Source organism: Achromobacter sp. (genome assembly GCF_050285585.1).
Lineage (GTDB): Bacteria > Pseudomonadota > Gammaproteobacteria > Burkholderiales > Burkholderiaceae_B > Achromobacter.
In genome coordinates this window covers 513975-530865 of record NZ_JBLZXF010000001.1, presented here as the reverse complement: position 1 = coordinate 530865, position 16891 = coordinate 513975, and the positions used below count along the sequence as shown (strand labels likewise).

Genomic DNA, 16891 nt, shown 5'->3' with positions numbered 1-16891 from the left:
CACGAAGACTGTATTGCGGGGGGCCGCGAGCTGCCGAAACGCTAGGTAACGCGACGCTACGTTTCCCGTTCCAGCCGCAATGCGTTCAGGGCTTCCGGCTTGTCGACCAGCACGCATTGCTTGCCGGTGCGGGCGCAGTGATCCTTCACGCGCCAGTAGGCGCCGTGGCTGACGCACCCCGTCTGGCAGATCACCAGGTCCGCCTCCACCAGGCTGGCCTCCAGCGCCTCGCCGTCCGCGCCGCCGCCGCTGTGGCCCAGGTAGCGACCGCCGGCCATTTCGACCACCTTGCGCGTCAATGCCAGGGCCATGGCGTCTTTCCCCACGCACAGCACCGATTTCCGGCTCAGGGCGATGGCGGCCGGCCGCCCTGCCGGCGACGGCGCCGGCGCGCCCGCTCTGCGTTCGCCGGCGCTGCGTCCCTGCCAGGCCAGCCGCTCCCGCATCAGCGCCTGCACCCGCTCCATCAGCTGCGTGACGCTGCGGGCGAGCGCCGCGCGCTTGGGCAGGCCCGGGATCGAGACTTCCAGCGCCCGGCGGTCTTCGCGCGCCCAGGCCAGGGCCGTATCGCGCGCGATGACCGCGGCGCGCAGCCGCATGGCCTCTTCCTCCAGGTACAGGATCCGCGCGCCTTGCGCGGCGAGCAGGCGGCTGCAATGCGATTGCGCCTGGCCATAGGCGGCAAGCAGCGCGGCATGCTCGCGCCTGAGGTCATGGCTGTCGGAAGAAGAAGGATGCATCGCGGCCCTCGGATCGGAAATGGAAGCGGCGCGGCGCGCGCCTGGGCAGCACAAATCATAAATGAGACTTACTCTCTTTCATGCCATGCCCCTACGCCTCGCATGGCACCGGGAAATCCACTACTGACCCAATCCGGTCGCTTAAATATGATCGACAATCGGCACGCCGGCCCGCAAGTCAGGGATACCCAATGCCAACGCCCACCGAACTGCTCCGCGACATACACGAAACCAATCTGATGTACCTGCTGCTTCTGCAGCGCATGGCGCGCGAAGGCCATGCCGGCATGGCCGGCACGCCCGCGTCGGAACAAGCCTGCCGGTGGCTGGCCGAGCAAGGCCGCCCGGAATTGGTCAAACTGGCCCAATCGAGCGTATTGCTTGCGCGGCTGGACCTGCCCCCCCATCAACTGCTGTCCGCGCTGAGCCAGGGGCTGGACGCCACGCTGGCCGGGAGCGCCGCCGCGCCGGCCGGCAATGGTGCTTCGGCCGGCCTGACCCGGCTCGGCTCATGAGGCCCGCCCCACGGCGCCGGCGGTCGGGGCCCGGCCGGTCTTCCAGTACAGGCCGGCGCTGATCGCCAACGCCAACGCCAGCAATCCACCGGTCATTCCGGCCACGCCGGCCCAGGAGCCCGCGGTCCAGAAATGCCCGCCCAGCGCGCCCAGCACGCTCGATCCCACGTAGTACACCAGCAGGTACAGTGAAGCGGCCAGCGCCTTGTAGCCGCGCGCCATCTGCCCCACCCAGCCGCTGGCCACCGCGTGCGCCGCGAAGAAGCCGAAGGTGAACACCACGATGCCCGCGATCAGGACCGGGAGCGCGTCCGACAGCGTCAGCAGCAGGCCCGCGAGCGCCAGGCCGCTCGCCGCGCAGAGCATTGCGCCGCGGCCGTGGCGGTCCGCCAGCCTGCCGAAATAGGTCGAGGCGAAGATCCCGACCAGATACACGACGAAGATGAATCCGATGAACGTCTGGCTCAACGAGAACGGAGGCAGCAGCAAACGGAAGCCGACATAGTTGTAGACCGTGACGAACGCGCCCATCAGCAGGCCTCCCAGCGCGAACAGGCCGCAGAGCGGGCCGTTCCTGAGGTGGGCGCGCGCGCCGGCGCGCACGTCGCCCCACACGCCCTCCCAACCCCTGCCCCTTTGCGGCGTGAACCGGCGCGAAGCGGGCAGCAGCCAAACGAACAGCACCGCGGCCACCATGCCCAGCACGCCCAGCGTGCCCAGGGCGGCGCGCCACCCGAAGTGGTCCGCCACCAGCCCGGTGATGACCCGCCCGGACAGCCCGCCAAAGGCGCTGCCGCTGATGTACAGGCCCATGGCGAATCCCAGGGTGTCGGGCTCGACTTCTTCCGCCAGATACGCCATGGCCACGGCGGGCACGCCGCCCATGGCCACGCCCTGCAGCGCGCGCAGCGCCAGCAGGCTGTGCCAGTCCGGCGCGACGGCGGCGACGGTGCCCAGCACGGCCGAGGCAAACAGCGACAGCGCCATGACGCGCTTGCGAGGCAGGGACTGCGAAAAAAGGCCCACCAAGAAGATCGCCACCGCGAGCAGACCCGTGCACAACGACAGGACCAGGCTGCTTTGCGCGGGCGATACGCCGAACGCGCCGGTGAAGAGCGGCATCAGCGGCTGCACGCAGTACAGCAGCGAAAAGGTGGAAAAGCCGGCCGCGAACAGGGCCCATTGGGCGCGGTGCAGTCCTGGCGTGCCGCGGGCAAGATAATCGGGGGATTCGGGGATGGACGACGCCGAGGGCGCGGCTGGCGCAGCGCTTTCAGGCTGGGAACTGACTGGAGGGGTAGACATCTGAAATCTCGAAAGGCACCGGACAACCGGCCTGCCCACGCCGAAGAAAGCGTCGCGGCGGCGTTGCCCGCCCATTCAAGGTAGACTTTTCCTGGCCATATGTCCAATATATGCGACTGGTATCGTCCATATTTAATATCGATAGATCCGCCCCGCCATGGAACTGCGCCACTTGCGTTACTTCACCGCTGTCGCGGAAGAGCTGCATTTCACGCGCGCGGCGGCGCGGCTCGGCATCGGCCAGCCCCCCCTGAGCCAGCAGATCCAGCAGCTGGAGCGCGAAATCGGCACGCCGCTCTTTCTTCGGCTGCCTCGCGGCATTGCGCTGACGGAAGCGGGCGCGCAATTCCTTGAAGACGCGCGCGCCATCCTGGCAAGCGCCGACCGCGCCGTGGACACGGCCCGCCGCCTGGGACGCGGCGAACGCGGCGCGATCACCGTGGGCTTCACGGCCTCGGCCGTGTTCCATCCCTATCTGCCGCGGGCCATTCGCGCCTACCGCGATCGATACCCGGACGTGCGCGTCACGCTCACCGAAAGCAACACCATTTCCCTTTTGCGCGGCCTGAGGGCGGGCGAGGTGGACGTGGCCTTCGTGCGTCCGCCCTACGGGCCAGACCCGGAGTTCGAATCCGAACGCGTGCTGGACGAACCCATGCTGGTCGCCCTGCCCCCGGGCCATCCCCTGAGCCGCAAGCGCGGCATACCGATGGCGGCGCTGGCGGACGAGGACTTCGTGCTGTATCCGCGTCCCATCGGCGCGGGCCTGTACGACGCCATCCAATCGGCCTGCCAGCGGGCCGGTTTCCTGCCGCGGGTCATCCAGGAGGCGCCGCAGATGGCCTCGATCGTGAGCCTGGTCGCCGCCGGGGTCGGCATCTCGGTGGTGCCGGCCGCCATGCGGCACATGGGCGCGCAAGGCATCGAGTACCGCCCGATCAAGGGCGACGCCCCGCATGCGCTGCTGGATATGGCCTATCGCCGCCATGACCGCTCCATCGCAGCGGGCAACGCGGTGGACATGCTGCGCGAACTGGCGCACCCGGAATCCTGACTCCGCGCCGCGCCCGGGCAGTTGGTATCGCCCTGTCGCGTTTGATACCTTCTGTAAACCCCGCGCCCGGGCGGCAAGGTAAATTGGCGCGCTCGGCGATCCGGCCCTCGGGCCGGCCGCGATCCAAGACTCCAACCTGCTGAAAGGTGACCCTGTGCGACGTACCCTCCTGGCCTTGGCCATTGCGACGATTCCCGGCTTGGGCGCGGCCGCCGGCCTGGCCTCCTCCATCGGCGCCGTGACCGTCTACCAGGACCGCGCCGTCGTGACGCGGGCGGCCAGCAGCGAACTGGCTGCGGGCGAGCACGAGCTGGTGCTGGAAAAGCTGCCCGCATCGCTGCAGGAAAACTCCCTGCAGGTCTCCGCCAGGAGCACGGGCCAGGCGACGCTGCTGGACGTGAAGGTCCGCGACGCCTACCAGGCCGACACCCCGAACGAACGCGTCAAGCAGCTGGAAGAGCAGTTGCGCGAGCGGGAAGCGCAGCAGGCAGCGCTGGACGACGAGGCCGCCGTGCTGGACAACCAGCGCGAACTGGTGCTGATGATGCAGCGCGGCGCCACCGAACCTTCCAAGGACGGGGCCCGCCTGACGCTGGACGAGCTCAAGGCCATCCAGTCGCTGAGCGCCGACACGCTGTCCAAGGCGCTCGCGGGCCTGCGCCAGGTCGCCGAACGGAAGGCGGCTCTGGAGCGCGACATCGCGGCGCTCCAGAACGAGCTGGGCCAGTTGCAGACCGCGTTGGGCCGCCGCACCAAGACCGTCACGCTGCGCGTGAACCTGGCCCGCGCGGGCAGGCTGGACCTGAGCCTGTCCTACGCGGTGGCCGGCGCCCGCTGGACGCCGGCCTACGACGCGCGCCTGCGCCTGGCCGACCGCAGCGTGGACCTGGGCTACTTCGGCGTCATCCGCCAGAACACGGGCGAAGACTGGAACAACGTCAAGCTCACCCTTTCCACCGCCCGGCCCGCGCTGGGAGGCGGCGCGCCCGCGCTGCGGCCCTGGATCATCGACGTGGCGGCGCCTCCCCCGCCGCCCGCTCCCCGCCCCGCGGCCGCGCCCACCGCCAAGATGCAGGCAGAAGTCGCGGCCGAACGCCGGGCGCGGAACAGCCCGGCGTTCGCGGGCGCGGCGCTCGATGCGGCCGAGCCCCAGCCCGAGGCCGTCGAGGTGTCGACCGCCCAGGTGCAGAGCGAGGCCACCAGCGCTTCCTTCCAGATCAAGAACCCCGCCACGCTGCTGTCGGACAATGCCTCGCAGCGCGTGGCCATCGCCGCCGCCAAGCTGCCGGCCACGCTCCAGTACCAGTCCACCCCGGCGCTGCGCGAAGCGGTCTACCTGACCGCGCAGGCCAGCAACAACACGGATTTCCCCTTCCTGGCCGGCCCGCTGAACACCTTCCTGGACGACGCCTTCGTCGCCTCCGGCAGCCTGAAGGCGGTGATGCCCGGCGAGAAGGTCGAACTGGCGATGGGCGCCGACGAAGGAATTTCGATCAAGCGCCGGCTGGTGAACCGCCACACGGAGAGCACGGGTTTTTCGGGCAGCGGCAAGCGCGTGACCTATGAGTACAAGATCACCGTGAAGAACAACAAGGCCACCAAGGAACAGGTGTCCTTCAAGGATCGGCTGCCCGTGTCGCGCAACGAGAAAATCGTGGTCAAGCTGCTGTCGCCGGCCGACCGCGAGATCAAGCGCGAAGACGACGGCAAGCTCGCCTGGGACTGGGAAATGGAGCCCGGCAAGTCGCGCGAAACCGTGCTGAAATTCTCGGTGGAGTATCCGGGCGACATCGAGGTGTCCGGGCTTTGAAGCGCCGGGGGCCGCGCACAGGCCCTAGCGCATCTGGAAGGCTTCCTGGTGGAAGAGTTCCCTCACCGGCATGCCTCGGCGGTGCAGCCCATCCTTGAGCGCATCGGCGAATCCCATCGGCCCGCAGAACCACACGCTGGGCCAAGGCGATCCGGGCTTGTGCTCCGCCACCAGGTCGGCGGCCGTCAGCGGCCGCTGGGTATCGCTGTAGCGCACGCGCAGGGTTATGTTGGGAACGCGCGCGCACAGCGCTTCGAGGCGCTCCGCGAACGGCGCATCGTCGGCGTTGCGGGCACAGTAGTAGAGCGTGGCCACCGGCGCGCTGTCGGGCTGGGCCTGCAGCGACTCCATCCATGAAATGAACGGCGTGACGCCGATGCCGGCCGCCACCCAGATCTGCGGCCTGCCGTCGCCGCGCTGGAAGTCGAAACAGCCGTAGGGCCCCTCGATCGTCACCGGTTGGCCCACCACCAGGCTTTTCTGCAAACGCCGCGTGTAGTCGCCGAGCGCCTTGATGGAGAATTCCACCCGCCCCGTGCCGTCGTCCGCGCCGGAGACGGTGAACGGATGCGCGCCTTCGCGGCGGTCGGCGGTCAGGAAGGCGAACTGCCCCGCGCGGTGATGCCAGTTGCCTTCCACCCGGCACGTCAGCGACAGGATGTCGTTCGACAGATGGTTGATGGCCAGCACCTGGCCCTTGTAGCGCCGCCCGCGCCCGATGTTGCCGGTCAGCGCCATCAGGGCGCACACCCCGCCTATTGCCGTACAGGCGGCGACCAGCCAGCCCGCCGGCTGCGCCCACCACCCCGCGGGCGTCAGCACGACGCCGTGGAAGGCCACCACCAGGAAGATGACCGCGGAAATACGATGGACCTGCCGCCAGATGTGATACGGGAAGCGCCGCCAGAGCGTCAGCAGCACCAGGGCTACCAGGATCCACACCGCCCATTCGCCGATATCCTTGGCCGAGCCCCGGAACGCGTCGAGCAAGGCAGCCGCGCGCGGCGTCTTGGCCACGGGGTCGAACATGGCCAGCAGCACCGGCTTGCCTATCTTGATGAGGTAATGCGCCGCCGCGAGCGCGGTGGCCAGGATGCCGCTCCATTTGTGCAGCCGGTACATCTGGTCCAGCCCGTCCAGCCGCGCTTCCAGCCACATCGGGCGCACCGCCAGCAGCATGATCAGCGTCATCAGCGCATACGCGCTCAGGCCCGTGAGGAGGATGAGTTGGTCGCGCGCGGTCCAGATGTTGAGTTGGGCCGGAGGTTGTGCCCAGTAGGCGCCAGCCCAGGCCAGCAGGGAAATCAGCAGAACGGCCGCCAGGATGCGTCGCATCGATTCATCACTCCGTCTCGAACCGGCGGCCTCGCCACACGGCGAGGCCTACATGGATCAATGGTAGTTCCGCCGCGCCCGGCCTTGGCCTGCTCGCGGCCGCCGGCTTGATCCGGCTCAAGCCTCCCGGAAATATCAAGGTGGCCCGGGATCGTCCGGCAAGCGCCAGGATACCCGATGTCAGGCCGCTCGCGGGTCAGTGGCTGCGGCAGAATTCGATGAATGCGTCGGGCTCGAGCGGCAGGGAGATGCCGTAGCCCTGCGCCACGTCGCAGCCCAGTTCGCGCAGCAGCTGCACGTCGCGTTCGTGCTCCACGCCCTCGGCCACCACGCGGCGGCCCAGCACCCGCCCCATTTCGATCGCGGCGGCGACCACCGCGCGCGAGGCGGGCTCGCGGTGCATGTGCACGATGAAGTCGCGGTCTATCTTGAGTTCGGTGAACGGCATGGCCGAGAACAGCCGCATGGAAGCGATACCGGCTCCGAAATCGTCCATGGCCAATTCGAAGCCTCGCACCCGCAACAGATTCAGCACCGAGGACAAGGCCAGCCAGTCTGTCACAGGCTCGTCTTCCGTCAGCTCGACCTTGACCAGCCGGGCCGGAAGCCCGGCCTGGCCGACGCGCTGTTCCAGCAGTCCGGGCAGATCGCGGGTGCATAGCGTGGACGCCGAGGCGTTGATGGCGATGGGCACGGCGATGTCCTCGGCGTGCATGCGCTTCAGCACCTCGATCACGCGGTCCGTGACCCGGCTGAACAACATGCGGTCCAGGCCCAGCCGGTGCGCGGCGGGCACGAAATCCGCCGCCGGAATATTGCCCAGCTCGGGATGTTCCCAGCGCGACAGCGCCTCGGCCGCCAGCACCCGGCCGGTGGACAGGCTCATCTGCGGCTGCAGCACGACGCTCATGCCGGCGCCCGTGATCAGCGCGTGGCCGAGCGCCACCTCCATGACGTCGCGCCGCACCGCGTTGCGCCGCGGCGACGCCGCATCGTCTTCGTCGACGCTGCGCAGCGCCGTCTTGAGCGCCTGCTGCATGGCCGTGCGCGACACCGGCTTGGACAGCGCCTGCGCGGACGGACACCCCGCCTGCAGCGCGAGGCGCACATGCGATTGCAGCAACTCGTCGCTGAGGCTGCTGATCCAGATGATGGGCGGCATGCTCTTCAGCCGTCCGGCGTCCACCAATCGCCGCAGTTCGTTGGGCAGGCGCGTGCCGTCCCCCTCGCCCATGACGATATCGCTGACCACCACGTCGTGGAACTGCCTTGCCAGCGCGCTGATCGCCTCGGTGCTGCTCCCCAAACCAGCCACCCGCCGGAATCCTAGCGCCAGAAGCAGATTCTGCAGGTAGGCGCGTTCGACGGGATGGTCCTCCACCAAGAGGATCCGTCGGGTCGCGCCTGCGTCGGTCTTAGGCATCGTCTACCGTCCTAGCTTATAGGGCGGGCCCTTGCAGGCGGCCGCGGGAGCACAGTAGCCACAATGCTACGGCATCCACGCGGCGCCTGTCCTTATCGCTAACGGGTTAATGCAATAACGTCGCCGATAGGCGTAGGAACCGGCGCATCAACCGGACGGAGGCAACCGCCGGTCGCTGCGCCGCCCCGCCGGTGCGATAATGGCCGTCTTTCCCGCATCTACGGCACGGAGCTTCCCTTGACCCGCATTGACGATCCCCTGCACGACCGCGAGGTCGGCGCGGCCGACTCCACCCAGGACAATACGCGCACCGACGACACCCGCATCAGCGCGGTGCGGCCCTTGATTTCGCCCGCGCTCCTGCAGGACGAACTGCCCGTTTCGTCCGAGATCCAGACGCTGGTCGAGCAAAGCCGCTCGGCTATCGCCGACGTCCTGCACGGCCGCGACGACCGCCTGGTGCTGGTGGTCGGCCCCTGCTCCATCCACGACCATGGCCAGGCCATGGAGTACGCCCGCCAGCTGCGCGCCGCCGCCGAACAGCACAAGCAGGACCTGCTGATCGTCATGCGCGTCTACTTCGAAAAGCCCCGCACCACCGTCGGCTGGAAGGGCTATATCAACGACCCGCGGCTGGACGGCAGTTTCCGCATCAACGAAGGCCTGCGCCGCGCGCGCGAACTGCTGCTGGACATCAGCGGCCTGGGCCTGCCCATCGCCACCGAATTCCTCGACCTGCTCAGCCCGCAGTACATCGCCGACCTGATCTCCTGGGGCGCCATCGGCGCGCGCACCACGGAAAGCCCCAGCCACCGCCAGCTCAGCTCCGGCCTGAGCTGTCCGCTGGGCTTCAAGAACGGCACCGACGGCGGCGTGCAGATCGCGGCCGACGCGATGGTGGCCGCCAGCGCCAAGCATGCCTTCATGGGCATGACCAAGATGGGCATGGCCGCCATCTTCGAAACCCGCGGCAACCAGGATACCCATGTCATCCTGCGCGGCGGCAAGCAAGGGCCGAACTACGACGCCGCCAGCGTGGACGCCTGCTGCGCCGCGCTGCGCAAGGCCGGCCAGCGCGAGCAGGTCATGATCGATTGCTCGCACGCCAACTCCAACAAGTCGCACCTGCGGCAGGTCGACGTGGCCAACGACATCGCGGCCCAGCTCGCCCAGGGCGATACCCGCATCACCGGCGTCATGATCGAAAGCCATCTCGAGGAAGGCCGCCAGGACCTGACTGCCGGCCAGCCGCTGCGCCACGGTGTATCCATCACCGACGCCTGCCTGGGCTGGTCGCAGACTGCGCCCGTGCTGGACACGCTGGCCCGGGCCGTGCGCGAGCGCCGCCAGAAGACGGCGTCCGCCGCTCAGGCGTAGCGGTCGGCGCGGTAAGGCGCCGGATCCATGTCCGGCGCCTCGCCCGTGATCAGGCAGGACAGCAGCCTGCCCGTCACCGGGCCCAGGGTGAAGCCGTGGTGCGCATGGCCGAACGCCAGCCACAGGCCGGGATGGCGCGGCGCCGGTCCGATCACGGGCCGCATGTCCGGCATGCACGGCCGGCACCCCATCCATGGCTCTCGCTCGACCGCCACGCCCAGGGGCAGCAGCTGCGCCGCCAACGCGCGGGTGCGCTGGATCTGGATCGGCGAAGGCGGTGCGTCGCGCGATGCGAATTCCGCACCGGTCGTCAGGCGCACGCCCAGCGTCATGGGCGTCACGACGAATCCGCTGTCGATGTCCGCCACCGGATGCGACAGCCGCGCGCCGTCCTGGAGCGCGAAATGCTGGTGATAGCCGCGCTTGACCGCCATCGGTAGGCGATAGCCCAATGGCCGCAGCACGTCCGGCGACCAGGGGCCGAGCGCCACGACCGCATCGCGGGCCTCGATCGTCCCGGTGTCGCCCTGCACTTTCCAGCCCTTGCCTTCCTGCTTCAGGCTGCGGGCGTCGCCGCGCGCCAGCACGCCGCCGCGCCGCTCGAACCATTGCGCATAGCCTTTCGTCACCGCGCCGGGATCCGAGACATTGACCGGGTCCAGCCAATGCACGCCGCCCACCATGCGCGGAGATAGCGAGGGCTCGGCGGCCGCCAGCGCCTGCCGGTCCAGCACGCGGTAGTTCAAGCCATACGGCGCAAGGGCCTGCGCTTCGGCGATGGCCCGGGCCAGGCCGGCTTCGGTGCGCACGCCGTCGATCCAGCCGTTGCGGCGGAACAGATGGGCGATCCCCGCGTCGTCCTTGAGCGCATCGTGTTCGGCCACGCTGCGCTCGATCAGCGGCAGCATCGCGTCGGCGGCCCGCGCCAGCCGCGCAGGCGCGGAATGCCACCAGTACCGCAGAAGCCATGGCGCGATGCGCGGCAGGAACCGGGGGTGGTAGCTGACGTCGGGCGTGTTGTTCCTGGCATAGCGCCACAGGCTGCGCCAGTCGCGCGGAAAGCCATAGGGAATCACGCTGGCCCGCTCGATCAACCCGGCGTTGCCGTAACTGGTTTCCTCGCCCGGTCCGCGCCGGTCCAGCAGCACGACGGCGCGGCCCCGCCCAAGGAGGTGAAGCGCCACGCTGACGCCGACGATGCCCGCGCCAAGAACCACAACGTCTGTTTTCATGCGCGGCATTCTGCGCCCGCCGCCCCGGTTCGGCAAGCATGCGCCCGGGCGTAGAATGCTTTCCTGCGCGGAGCCAGGTCCGAGCGCCCGCGATACCCAGGAACGCGCCATGACCTTGTCCCGCCTGCAACCCGTTACGCTCGATGGCGGGATCGTCCGCCTGGAACCGCTGGCCGCCCGGCACGCAGAAGACCTTGCGCGGGTCGGCCTGCATCCCGAGCTCTGGCGCCTGCAGCCCGAACCCGTCGAAACGCCCGACGACATGCGACGCTACGTGGAGCGCGCGCTGGCCGGCCCGCCCCCCCCCCCCCACGGCAACTGCCTGCCTTTCGTCATCGTCGGCAAGGACAGCGGCCAGGTGATCGGCGCCACGCGCTATATGGACATCGCGCTCGCGCATAGAAGGCTGGAGATCGGCGGCACCTGGCTCACTCCCGGCCGCCAGCGTTCGGGCGCCAACACCGAAGCCAAACTCCTGCTCTTGCAGCACGCTTTTGAAACAATTGGTATCATGCGGGTGGTGTTCAAAACGGAGTTGGGCAATGCGCAGTCCCGGCAGGCCATTCTCCGCATCGGCGGCATCGAGGAAGGCGTGTTTCGCAAACACCTGATCGCGCAGTCGGGGCGCGCCCGCGACATGGTCTACTTCGCGATCCTCGACGAAGACTGGCCTTCGGTCAAAGCCCGCCTGCTTGCGCGCCTGCGCCGATCCGCCTAGCCCTACGTTCTTTTTACCCGTCTGTCCGGGCCCTTGCGCCCGCTACCCGCACTACTTTTTTTCAGGTATGGACCGCACACCTCCCGCCCCGGCCGCACCGTCGCGCCACACCATATTCGTCTACACGGAAGAGCAGCGAGGCAACCAGCTCGTCGAGTCGCCGGTGATCGGCATGATGTCCGACGTGTCCGGTTCGGACAAGCTCATCGTCGTGCAGGATCCGCACAGCGGCCTGAAGTTCGTCTACCGCGTCGACCATGAAAGCAGCAACCTGGATGCCGCCGCCCTCACCGAACAAGAGGCGTCGCGGTTCGACGGCAAGCATTCCGTCCAGATCGATTCGACCTCGTACCGCCTGGGCACCGCCGAGAACGCCATGAAATTGCTGCGGGGCAAAACCCAGTGGATCCAGGACAAGGGCGCGGTGCTCTCCGTCCTGCTGCAGAACGCCGCGGCCCGCAAGCCGCGGTTCTCTGCGGTGCGCATCGAGCGCGACCGCCTGCGCAAGGTGCCTCCCGGCGTTCCGGTGGAACATCTGCCTACGTAAAAAGCCGGGTATCCACAGCGTGAGCGCTTATCCACAATTTCTGTGGATAAACCCGCCTCGCGCACACGGCTGATGGCCGTTCGGGCGATGCCGCACGGGCTGCTCATTTTTTGACCAGCCGCATTTTCCTCTGCCGCCGGATGGGATCCTTGATCCATGACGCGGCGCCGCAACGGCGTTGGTGATATCCTCCCGCAAACGCGGGCGGCACAGCGGCTGCCGCACCCCATCGGCTGTCGCGAGCGGCCCCCAATAAGAAGCCTGGACTGAAAGGAGCGGATAGCGTGTTTGCCCTTGGAGCGCGTCGCGCGGAACCGCTGGCGCCGGCCTCGCCGTGACGATCATTGTCGTCGACGACCACAAGGATTGGCGCGACACCATCGCCGAATACATCCGCGACCTCGGCCTGGACAGCGCTATTCTCACCGCGGGTTCCCTCGCGGAACTGGATCGCCTGCTGCTGACCGTCACGCCGGGCATTCTCGTGCTGGATGCCATGCTGCCAGACGGCGACGCGCTGACCCGCGTCTCCCATCTGCGCACCTCCTTTCCTTCCATGGGCATCATCATGCTCACGGGCCGGCTGCTGAGCGAAGACAAGGTATCGGGCCTGAGCCTGGGCGCCGACCACTACCTGACCAAGCCCGTCAACCTGGCCGAGCTGGGCGCCACGCTCGTGTCGCTATCGCGCCGCCTGCGGGTCGTGCCGCCCGGCGGCGTCGATGAAGCCCGCGTCCTGGGCTGGCGCTTCGACCCGTCGCGCCGCGTGCTGCTGTCGCCCGAGCAAGTCTGCGTGGACATCACCGATACCGAAAGCCGCCTGGTAGGCGCCCTGATCCAGGCGGCGCCCTTGCCGCTGTCGCGCGGCCGCCTGATCGAGGCGCTGGGCGCCAGCGCCGAAGCGTACGACACGCACCGCCTGGACGCGCACGTGCACCGCCTGCGCCGCAAGCTGCGCGCGCAGGCCGGCGGCGACATGGGCATCCGCACCGTGTACGGCGTCGGCTACGTATGCACCGTTCCCGTGCAGATCGTCGGCAACACCAAGATCAAGCATTGAGGCCCGTCCCATGAATTCCACGATACGCCCCCGCCGCTCCGTCCTCTACATGCCAGGCGCCAACGCGCGCGCGCTGGACAAGGCGCGCAGCCTGGACGCCGACGTCCTGATCCTCGACCTGGAAGACGCCGTCGCGCCGGATGCCAAGGCGCAGGCCCGCGAACAGGTGGCGGCGTCCCTGCGCGCCGGCGGCTACGGCAGGCGCGAATGCGTGGTGCGCGTCAATGCGCTGGACACGGCCTGGGGCCTGGACGACGTCAGGGCCATTGCCCGGGCCGGCGCCGACGCGGTGCTGCTGCCCAAGGTGCAGTCGGCCGCCGAGCTCGACGCGCTTGCGCGGGCGCTGGACGCGGCGGGCGCCCCCGCCGGCCTGCCCTTGTGGGCCATGGCCGAAACGCCCCTGGGTTTCCTGCGCCTGGACGCCATCGCCTCCGGCCATCGCCGGCTGGCGGCCATCGTCGTCGGCACGTCGGACCTGGTGAAGGACCTGCATGCGCGCCACACGCCATCGCGCGAAGAAACCCTGCTGGCGCGCTCGATGGCGGTGATGGCTGCCCGGGCCCACGGCCTGGCGGCGCTGGACGGCGTGCACCTGGACCTGCACGACGACGCGGGCCTGGAAGCGGCCTGCAGGCAAGGACGCGACCAGGGCTTCGATGGCAAGACGCTCATCCACCCCAAACAGATCCCGGCGGCCAACGCCGCTTTCGCGCCCACGGAAGAGGAACTTGCCGCCGCGCGCAGGCGCCTGGACGCCTGGCACGCCGCGCAGGCCGCCGGCCTGGGCGTGGCCGTCGTCGATGGCGCGCTGGTCGAGAACCTGCATGCGCGCGAGGCGGAACGCGTGCTGGCGCTGGCCGAGGCCATCGCGTCCGGGCGGCGCGAGTCGCAGTAATATCAGCTTTCAAATGCATATTGCCGGTAACGCCCTCTCGGGGCCCGCCCGGCGCATCGGGGAGCGATCGTGGCGCTGATCTTGCGGCAAGTGTCGATGTCATTCTGCGCGGCGGCGCTATGGGTCGCCGCGACCGGCGCGCCGGCGCCGGCGCAGGCCCAGGCCGCCAATTTCCACCCCTGCAATTCCCAGCCCTCCCTGCCGATGTGCCAGCATGGCTACGGCAAGCGCATCGCGGTCCAGCGCTGGGGCGCGCAGCCCGATCCGCTGGATCCGGACGCCGCCGCCAACGCCCCGCTGGTCACGCGCGACCCGGCCAAGGAAATCGGCAAGCTAAAGTCCAGCACGATCCTGGTGCAGGACATGGACACCTCCGAGGTGCTGTTCGCGCGCAACGATGATGTCGTTCGGCCGATCGCCTCCGTCACCAAGCTCATGGCGGCGCTGACGCTGGTCAAGGCCGGCCTGCCCTTGGACGAACGCATCACCATCGACGCCAGCGACACCCGCTCCACCAGCGAGCTGCCCTCGCGTCTGACGGCCGGCGCCAGGCTGAGCCGCGCCGATTTGCTGCGCCTGGCGCTGGTCTCCTCTGAAAACAGCGCGGCGCAGGCCCTGGGGCGCACATATGCCGGCGGCACGGCCGCCTTCGTCGCGGCGATGAACGCCGAGGCGCGCGCGCTGGGCATGGCCGACTCCAGCTTCGCCGAGCCGAGCGGCCTGTCCAACGAAAACCGGTCTTCAGCCAGGGACCTCGTCAAGCTGCTGGAAGCGATATCCGCGCAGCCGCTGATCCGGCAATACACCGGCGAGGCCAGCTACCAGGCCGCCGGCCAGACCTTCCGCAACACCAACATCCTGGTGGGCCGCCCGCAGTGGGACATCCTCGTGTCCAAAACCGGCACCACCCGCGAAGCCGGCGACTGCCTGGTCATGGCGGTCCGGGTCGGCCAGCGCAACCTGGCCATGGTGCTGCTCAACGCCCAGGGTGTCGCCGGCTCGCGCTTCGGCGATGCGGTGCGCCTGCGGCGGGTGCTGGAAAGCCGGTTCGCGTCGCGCTGACCGGCGCCATCGCGCGGCTGGCGCGCCCGGCCGGTACAATAACGCCCCTGACGGGCAACGAACGCCCGCCCCATCCGCCTGCCGCGCCGCCTGTGCGCGCCCTTTCCCCGATTATTTTTCACCGCGCCCGGCTGGCGGAAATCCTGCCGCGTCCCCGGTTGCACCACCCATGATCCGCTTCCAACAAGTTTCACTCGCCCGTGGCGTCAAGCCCCTGCTCGACAAAGCCGACCTGCTCCTGAATCCCGGCGACAAGATCGGCCTGATCGGCGCCAATGGCGCCGGCAAATCCAGCCTGTTCGGGCTGTTGCGCGGCACGCTGCACGCGGACCAGGGCGACCTGGACTTCCCCGCCAACTGGCGCATGGCTCACGTGGCGCAGGAGACTCCCGCGCTGGACCGCCCGGCGATCGAATACGCCATTGATGGCGACGTTACGCTGCGCCGCCTGGAAGCGGAACTGGCGGCGCTGGAGGCCGAACCGGAGAGCGTCGAAAACGGCCTGCGCATGGCCGACATCTATGCCGCGCTGGCCGATGCCGACGCCTACACCGTGCATTCGCGCGCCGAGCAACTGCTTACGGGCCTGGGTTTCACGCAGGCGCAGATGCACTTGCCGCTGACCAGTTTTTCGGGCGGATGGCGGATGCGCCTGAACCTGGCGCAGGCGCTGATGTGCCCGTCCGACCTGCTGCTGCTCGACGAGCCCACCAACCACCTGGACCTGGACGCCATCATCTGGCTGGAGGACTGGCTCAAGCGCTACCCGGGCACGCTCATCGTCATCTCCCATGACCGCGACTTCCTCGACGGCGTGGCCAACGTCATCGTCCATATCGACGAACGCAAGCTCAAGCGCTATTCGGGCAACTATTCGTCCTTTGAACGCCAGCGCGCCGCCCAGCTGGAGCTGGCGCAGGGCATGATGGAAAAACAGATGCGCCAGCGGGCGCACCTGCAGTCCTTCATCGATCGCTTCAAGGCCCAGGCCAGCAAGGCCCGCCAGGCCCAAAGCCGCATCAAGGCGCTCGCGCGCATGGAGGAAGTGGCCCCGCTGCGCGCGGCCGCCGAATTCTCCTTCGAGTTCAGGGAGCCGCTGCGCGCGCCCAATCCGCTGCTGACCATGGACCGGGTCAGCGCCGGCTACCGGAACACCGACGAAGCCACGCAGGCCACGTCCGACAAGATCATCGTCTCGGGCATCAATTTTTCCTTGCAGGCCGGCCAGCGCATCGGCCTGCTGGGCATCAACGGCGCGGGCAAATCCACGTTCATCAAGACCATCGCCGGCGAACTGGACTCGCTCGCGGGAGACACCCAATTCAACAAGGGACTGTCCATCGGCTATTTCGCCCAGCACCAGGTGGAGATGCTGCGCCACGACGAATCGCCGCTGTGGCACATGACCAAGGCGGCGCCCACCGTGCGCGAGCAGGAACTGCGCAACTTCCTGGGCAGCTTCAATTTCAACGGGGCAATGGCCACCAGCTCCATCGCGCCGTTCTCCGGCGGGGAAAAAGCCCGGCTGGCGCTCGCCCTCATCGTCTGGCAACGGCCCAACCTGCTGCTGCTCGACGAGCCCACCAACCACCTGGACCTGGAAACGCGCGAGGCGCTGACCACCGCGCTGGCGCAGTTCGAAGGCACGCTGGTGCTGGTGTCGCACGACCGCCATCTGCTGCGCGCCACGACCGACCAGTTCATCATCGTGGCGGACGGCAAGGTCAGCCCCTTCGATGGCGACCTGGACGATTACAAGGACTGGCTCTACAAGACCAAGCTGGCGGCGAAGGCCGCCTGACGGCCCCTGGCACGCGG

Annotated in this window: 15 protein-coding genes; 10 read left to right on the top strand and 5 right to left on the bottom strand. The window is 68.6% G+C overall.

The window, feature by feature from the left end:
- Positions 1-56: 56 nt before the first annotated feature.
- A complete protein-coding gene (locus ACN6PJ_RS02490; RefSeq protein ID WP_427994314.1) occupies positions 57-740 on the bottom strand; it encodes a DUF2325 domain-containing protein in 684 nt (227 codons plus the stop codon).
- A gap of 191 nt (positions 741-931) precedes the next feature.
- Between ACN6PJ_RS02490 and ACN6PJ_RS02485 the strand changes: the two genes are divergently transcribed.
- Positions 932-1255 (top strand): flagellar transcriptional regulator FlhD, encoded by a 324-nt coding sequence (locus ACN6PJ_RS02485; RefSeq protein WP_427994313.1) that lies wholly within the window; start codon positions 932-934, stop codon positions 1253-1255.
- Here the strand turns inward: ACN6PJ_RS02485 and ACN6PJ_RS02480 are convergent.
- Positions 1250-2560, bottom strand: a complete 1311-nt coding sequence (locus tag ACN6PJ_RS02480; protein ID WP_427994312.1) for an MFS transporter — start codon at positions 2558-2560, stop codon at positions 1250-1252. The genes ACN6PJ_RS02485 and ACN6PJ_RS02480 overlap by 6 nt on opposite strands.
- Before the next feature lie 157 nt (positions 2561-2717).
- On the opposite strand from ACN6PJ_RS02480, the gene ACN6PJ_RS02475 reads away from it, so the two are divergent.
- Complete coding sequence (locus tag ACN6PJ_RS02475) at positions 2718-3614, top strand: LysR family transcriptional regulator (RefSeq protein WP_427994311.1); 897 nt, start codon at positions 2718-2720, stop codon at positions 3612-3614.
- A gap of 154 nt (positions 3615-3768) precedes the next feature.
- The gene (locus ACN6PJ_RS02470; RefSeq protein WP_427994310.1) at positions 3769-5424 is read left to right on the top strand and encodes a mucoidy inhibitor MuiA family protein; all 1656 of its coding nucleotides are present in this window, start codon (positions 3769-3771) and stop codon (positions 5422-5424) included.
- A gap of 24 nt (positions 5425-5448) precedes the next feature.
- On the opposite strand, the gene ACN6PJ_RS02465 is transcribed toward ACN6PJ_RS02470, so the two are convergent.
- Positions 5449-6759 carry a ferredoxin reductase family protein gene (locus ACN6PJ_RS02465; RefSeq protein WP_427994309.1) on the bottom strand — a complete coding sequence of 437 codons (1311 nt, stop codon included), beginning with the start codon at positions 6757-6759 and terminating at the stop codon, positions 5449-5451.
- A 196-nt stretch (positions 6760-6955) separates the two neighbouring features.
- Positions 6956-8182, bottom strand: coding sequence for an EAL domain-containing response regulator (locus ACN6PJ_RS02460; RefSeq protein WP_427994308.1), 1227 nt, complete (start codon positions 8180-8182; stop codon positions 6956-6958).
- A gap of 237 nt (positions 8183-8419) precedes the next feature.
- On the opposite strand from ACN6PJ_RS02460, the gene ACN6PJ_RS02455 reads away from it, so the two are divergent.
- Positions 8420-9559 (top strand): 3-deoxy-7-phosphoheptulonate synthase, encoded by a 1140-nt coding sequence (locus ACN6PJ_RS02455; RefSeq protein ID WP_427994307.1) that lies wholly within the window; start codon positions 8420-8422, stop codon positions 9557-9559.
- On the opposite strand, the gene ACN6PJ_RS02450 is transcribed toward ACN6PJ_RS02455, so the two are convergent.
- On the bottom strand, positions 9550-10791 hold the full coding sequence (locus ACN6PJ_RS02450) for an NAD(P)/FAD-dependent oxidoreductase (protein ID WP_427994306.1): 1242 nt from the start codon (positions 10789-10791) through the stop codon (positions 9550-9552). The genes ACN6PJ_RS02455 and ACN6PJ_RS02450 overlap by 10 nt on opposite strands.
- A 109-nt stretch (positions 10792-10900) precedes the next feature.
- On the opposite strand from ACN6PJ_RS02450, the gene ACN6PJ_RS02445 reads away from it, so the two are divergent.
- The 6 genes from ACN6PJ_RS02445 to ACN6PJ_RS02420 all read left to right on the top strand — a co-directional run bounded on the left by ACN6PJ_RS02445 (position 10901) and on the right by ACN6PJ_RS02420 (position 16874).
- Complete coding sequence (locus ACN6PJ_RS02445) at positions 10901-11509, top strand: GNAT family N-acetyltransferase (RefSeq protein WP_427994305.1); 609 nt, start codon at positions 10901-10903, stop codon at positions 11507-11509.
- A gap of 67 nt (positions 11510-11576) precedes the next feature.
- Positions 11577-12056, top strand: coding sequence for a hypothetical protein (locus tag ACN6PJ_RS02440; RefSeq protein ID WP_427994304.1), 480 nt, complete (start codon positions 11577-11579; stop codon positions 12054-12056).
- A gap of 334 nt (positions 12057-12390) precedes the next feature.
- Positions 12391-13116, top strand: coding sequence for a response regulator transcription factor (locus ACN6PJ_RS02435; RefSeq protein ID WP_427994303.1), 726 nt, complete (start codon positions 12391-12393; stop codon positions 13114-13116).
- Positions 13117-13126: 10 nt separating this feature from the next.
- Positions 13127-14011 carry an HpcH/HpaI aldolase/citrate lyase family protein gene (locus ACN6PJ_RS02430; protein ID WP_427994302.1) on the top strand — a complete coding sequence of 295 codons (885 nt, stop codon included), beginning with the start codon at positions 13127-13129 and terminating at the stop codon, positions 14009-14011.
- 69 nt (positions 14012-14080) lie between these two features.
- Positions 14081-15073: a serine hydrolase gene (locus tag ACN6PJ_RS02425; RefSeq protein WP_427994301.1), complete on the top strand. Its 993-nt coding sequence runs from the start codon at positions 14081-14083 to the stop codon at positions 15071-15073.
- 169 nt (positions 15074-15242) lie between these two features.
- Entirely contained in the window at positions 15243-16874 is a 1632-nt protein-coding gene (locus tag ACN6PJ_RS02420; RefSeq protein WP_427994300.1) for an ATP-binding cassette domain-containing protein, read from the top strand.
- Positions 16875-16891: the final 17 nt, after the last annotated feature.

What these genes read in the sequence shown, in the direction of transcription:
- ACN6PJ_RS02490 (WP_427994314.1), bottom strand. Translation starts at nt 740, where the DNA reads ATGCATCCTTCTTCTTCCGACAGCCATGACCTCAGGCGCGAGCATGCC.
- ACN6PJ_RS02485 (WP_427994313.1), top strand. Translation starts at nt 932, where the DNA reads ATGCCAACGCCCACCGAACTGCTCCGCGACATACACGAAACCAATCTG.
- ACN6PJ_RS02480 (WP_427994312.1), bottom strand. Translation starts at nt 2,560, where the DNA reads ATGTCTACCCCTCCAGTCAGTTCCCAGCCTGAAAGCGCTGCGCCAGCC.
- ACN6PJ_RS02475 (WP_427994311.1), top strand. Translation starts at nt 2,718, where the DNA reads ATGGAACTGCGCCACTTGCGTTACTTCACCGCTGTCGCGGAAGAGCTG.
- ACN6PJ_RS02465 (WP_427994309.1), bottom strand. Translation starts at nt 6,759, where the DNA reads ATGCGACGCATCCTGGCGGCCGTTCTGCTGATTTCCCTGCTGGCCTGG.
- ACN6PJ_RS02460 (WP_427994308.1), bottom strand. Translation starts at nt 8,182, where the DNA reads ATGCCTAAGACCGACGCAGGCGCGACCCGACGGATCCTCTTGGTGGAG.
- ACN6PJ_RS02450 (WP_427994306.1), bottom strand. Translation starts at nt 10,791, where the DNA reads ATGAAAACAGACGTTGTGGTTCTTGGCGCGGGCATCGTCGGCGTCAGC.
- ACN6PJ_RS02445 (WP_427994305.1), top strand. Translation starts at nt 10,901, where the DNA reads ATGACCTTGTCCCGCCTGCAACCCGTTACGCTCGATGGCGGGATCGTC.
- ACN6PJ_RS02440 (WP_427994304.1), top strand. Translation starts at nt 11,577, where the DNA reads ATGGACCGCACACCTCCCGCCCCGGCCGCACCGTCGCGCCACACCATA.
- ACN6PJ_RS02430 (WP_427994302.1), top strand. Translation starts at nt 13,127, where the DNA reads ATGAATTCCACGATACGCCCCCGCCGCTCCGTCCTCTACATGCCAGGC.
- ACN6PJ_RS02420 (WP_427994300.1), top strand. Translation starts at nt 15,243, where the DNA reads ATGATCCGCTTCCAACAAGTTTCACTCGCCCGTGGCGTCAAGCCCCTG.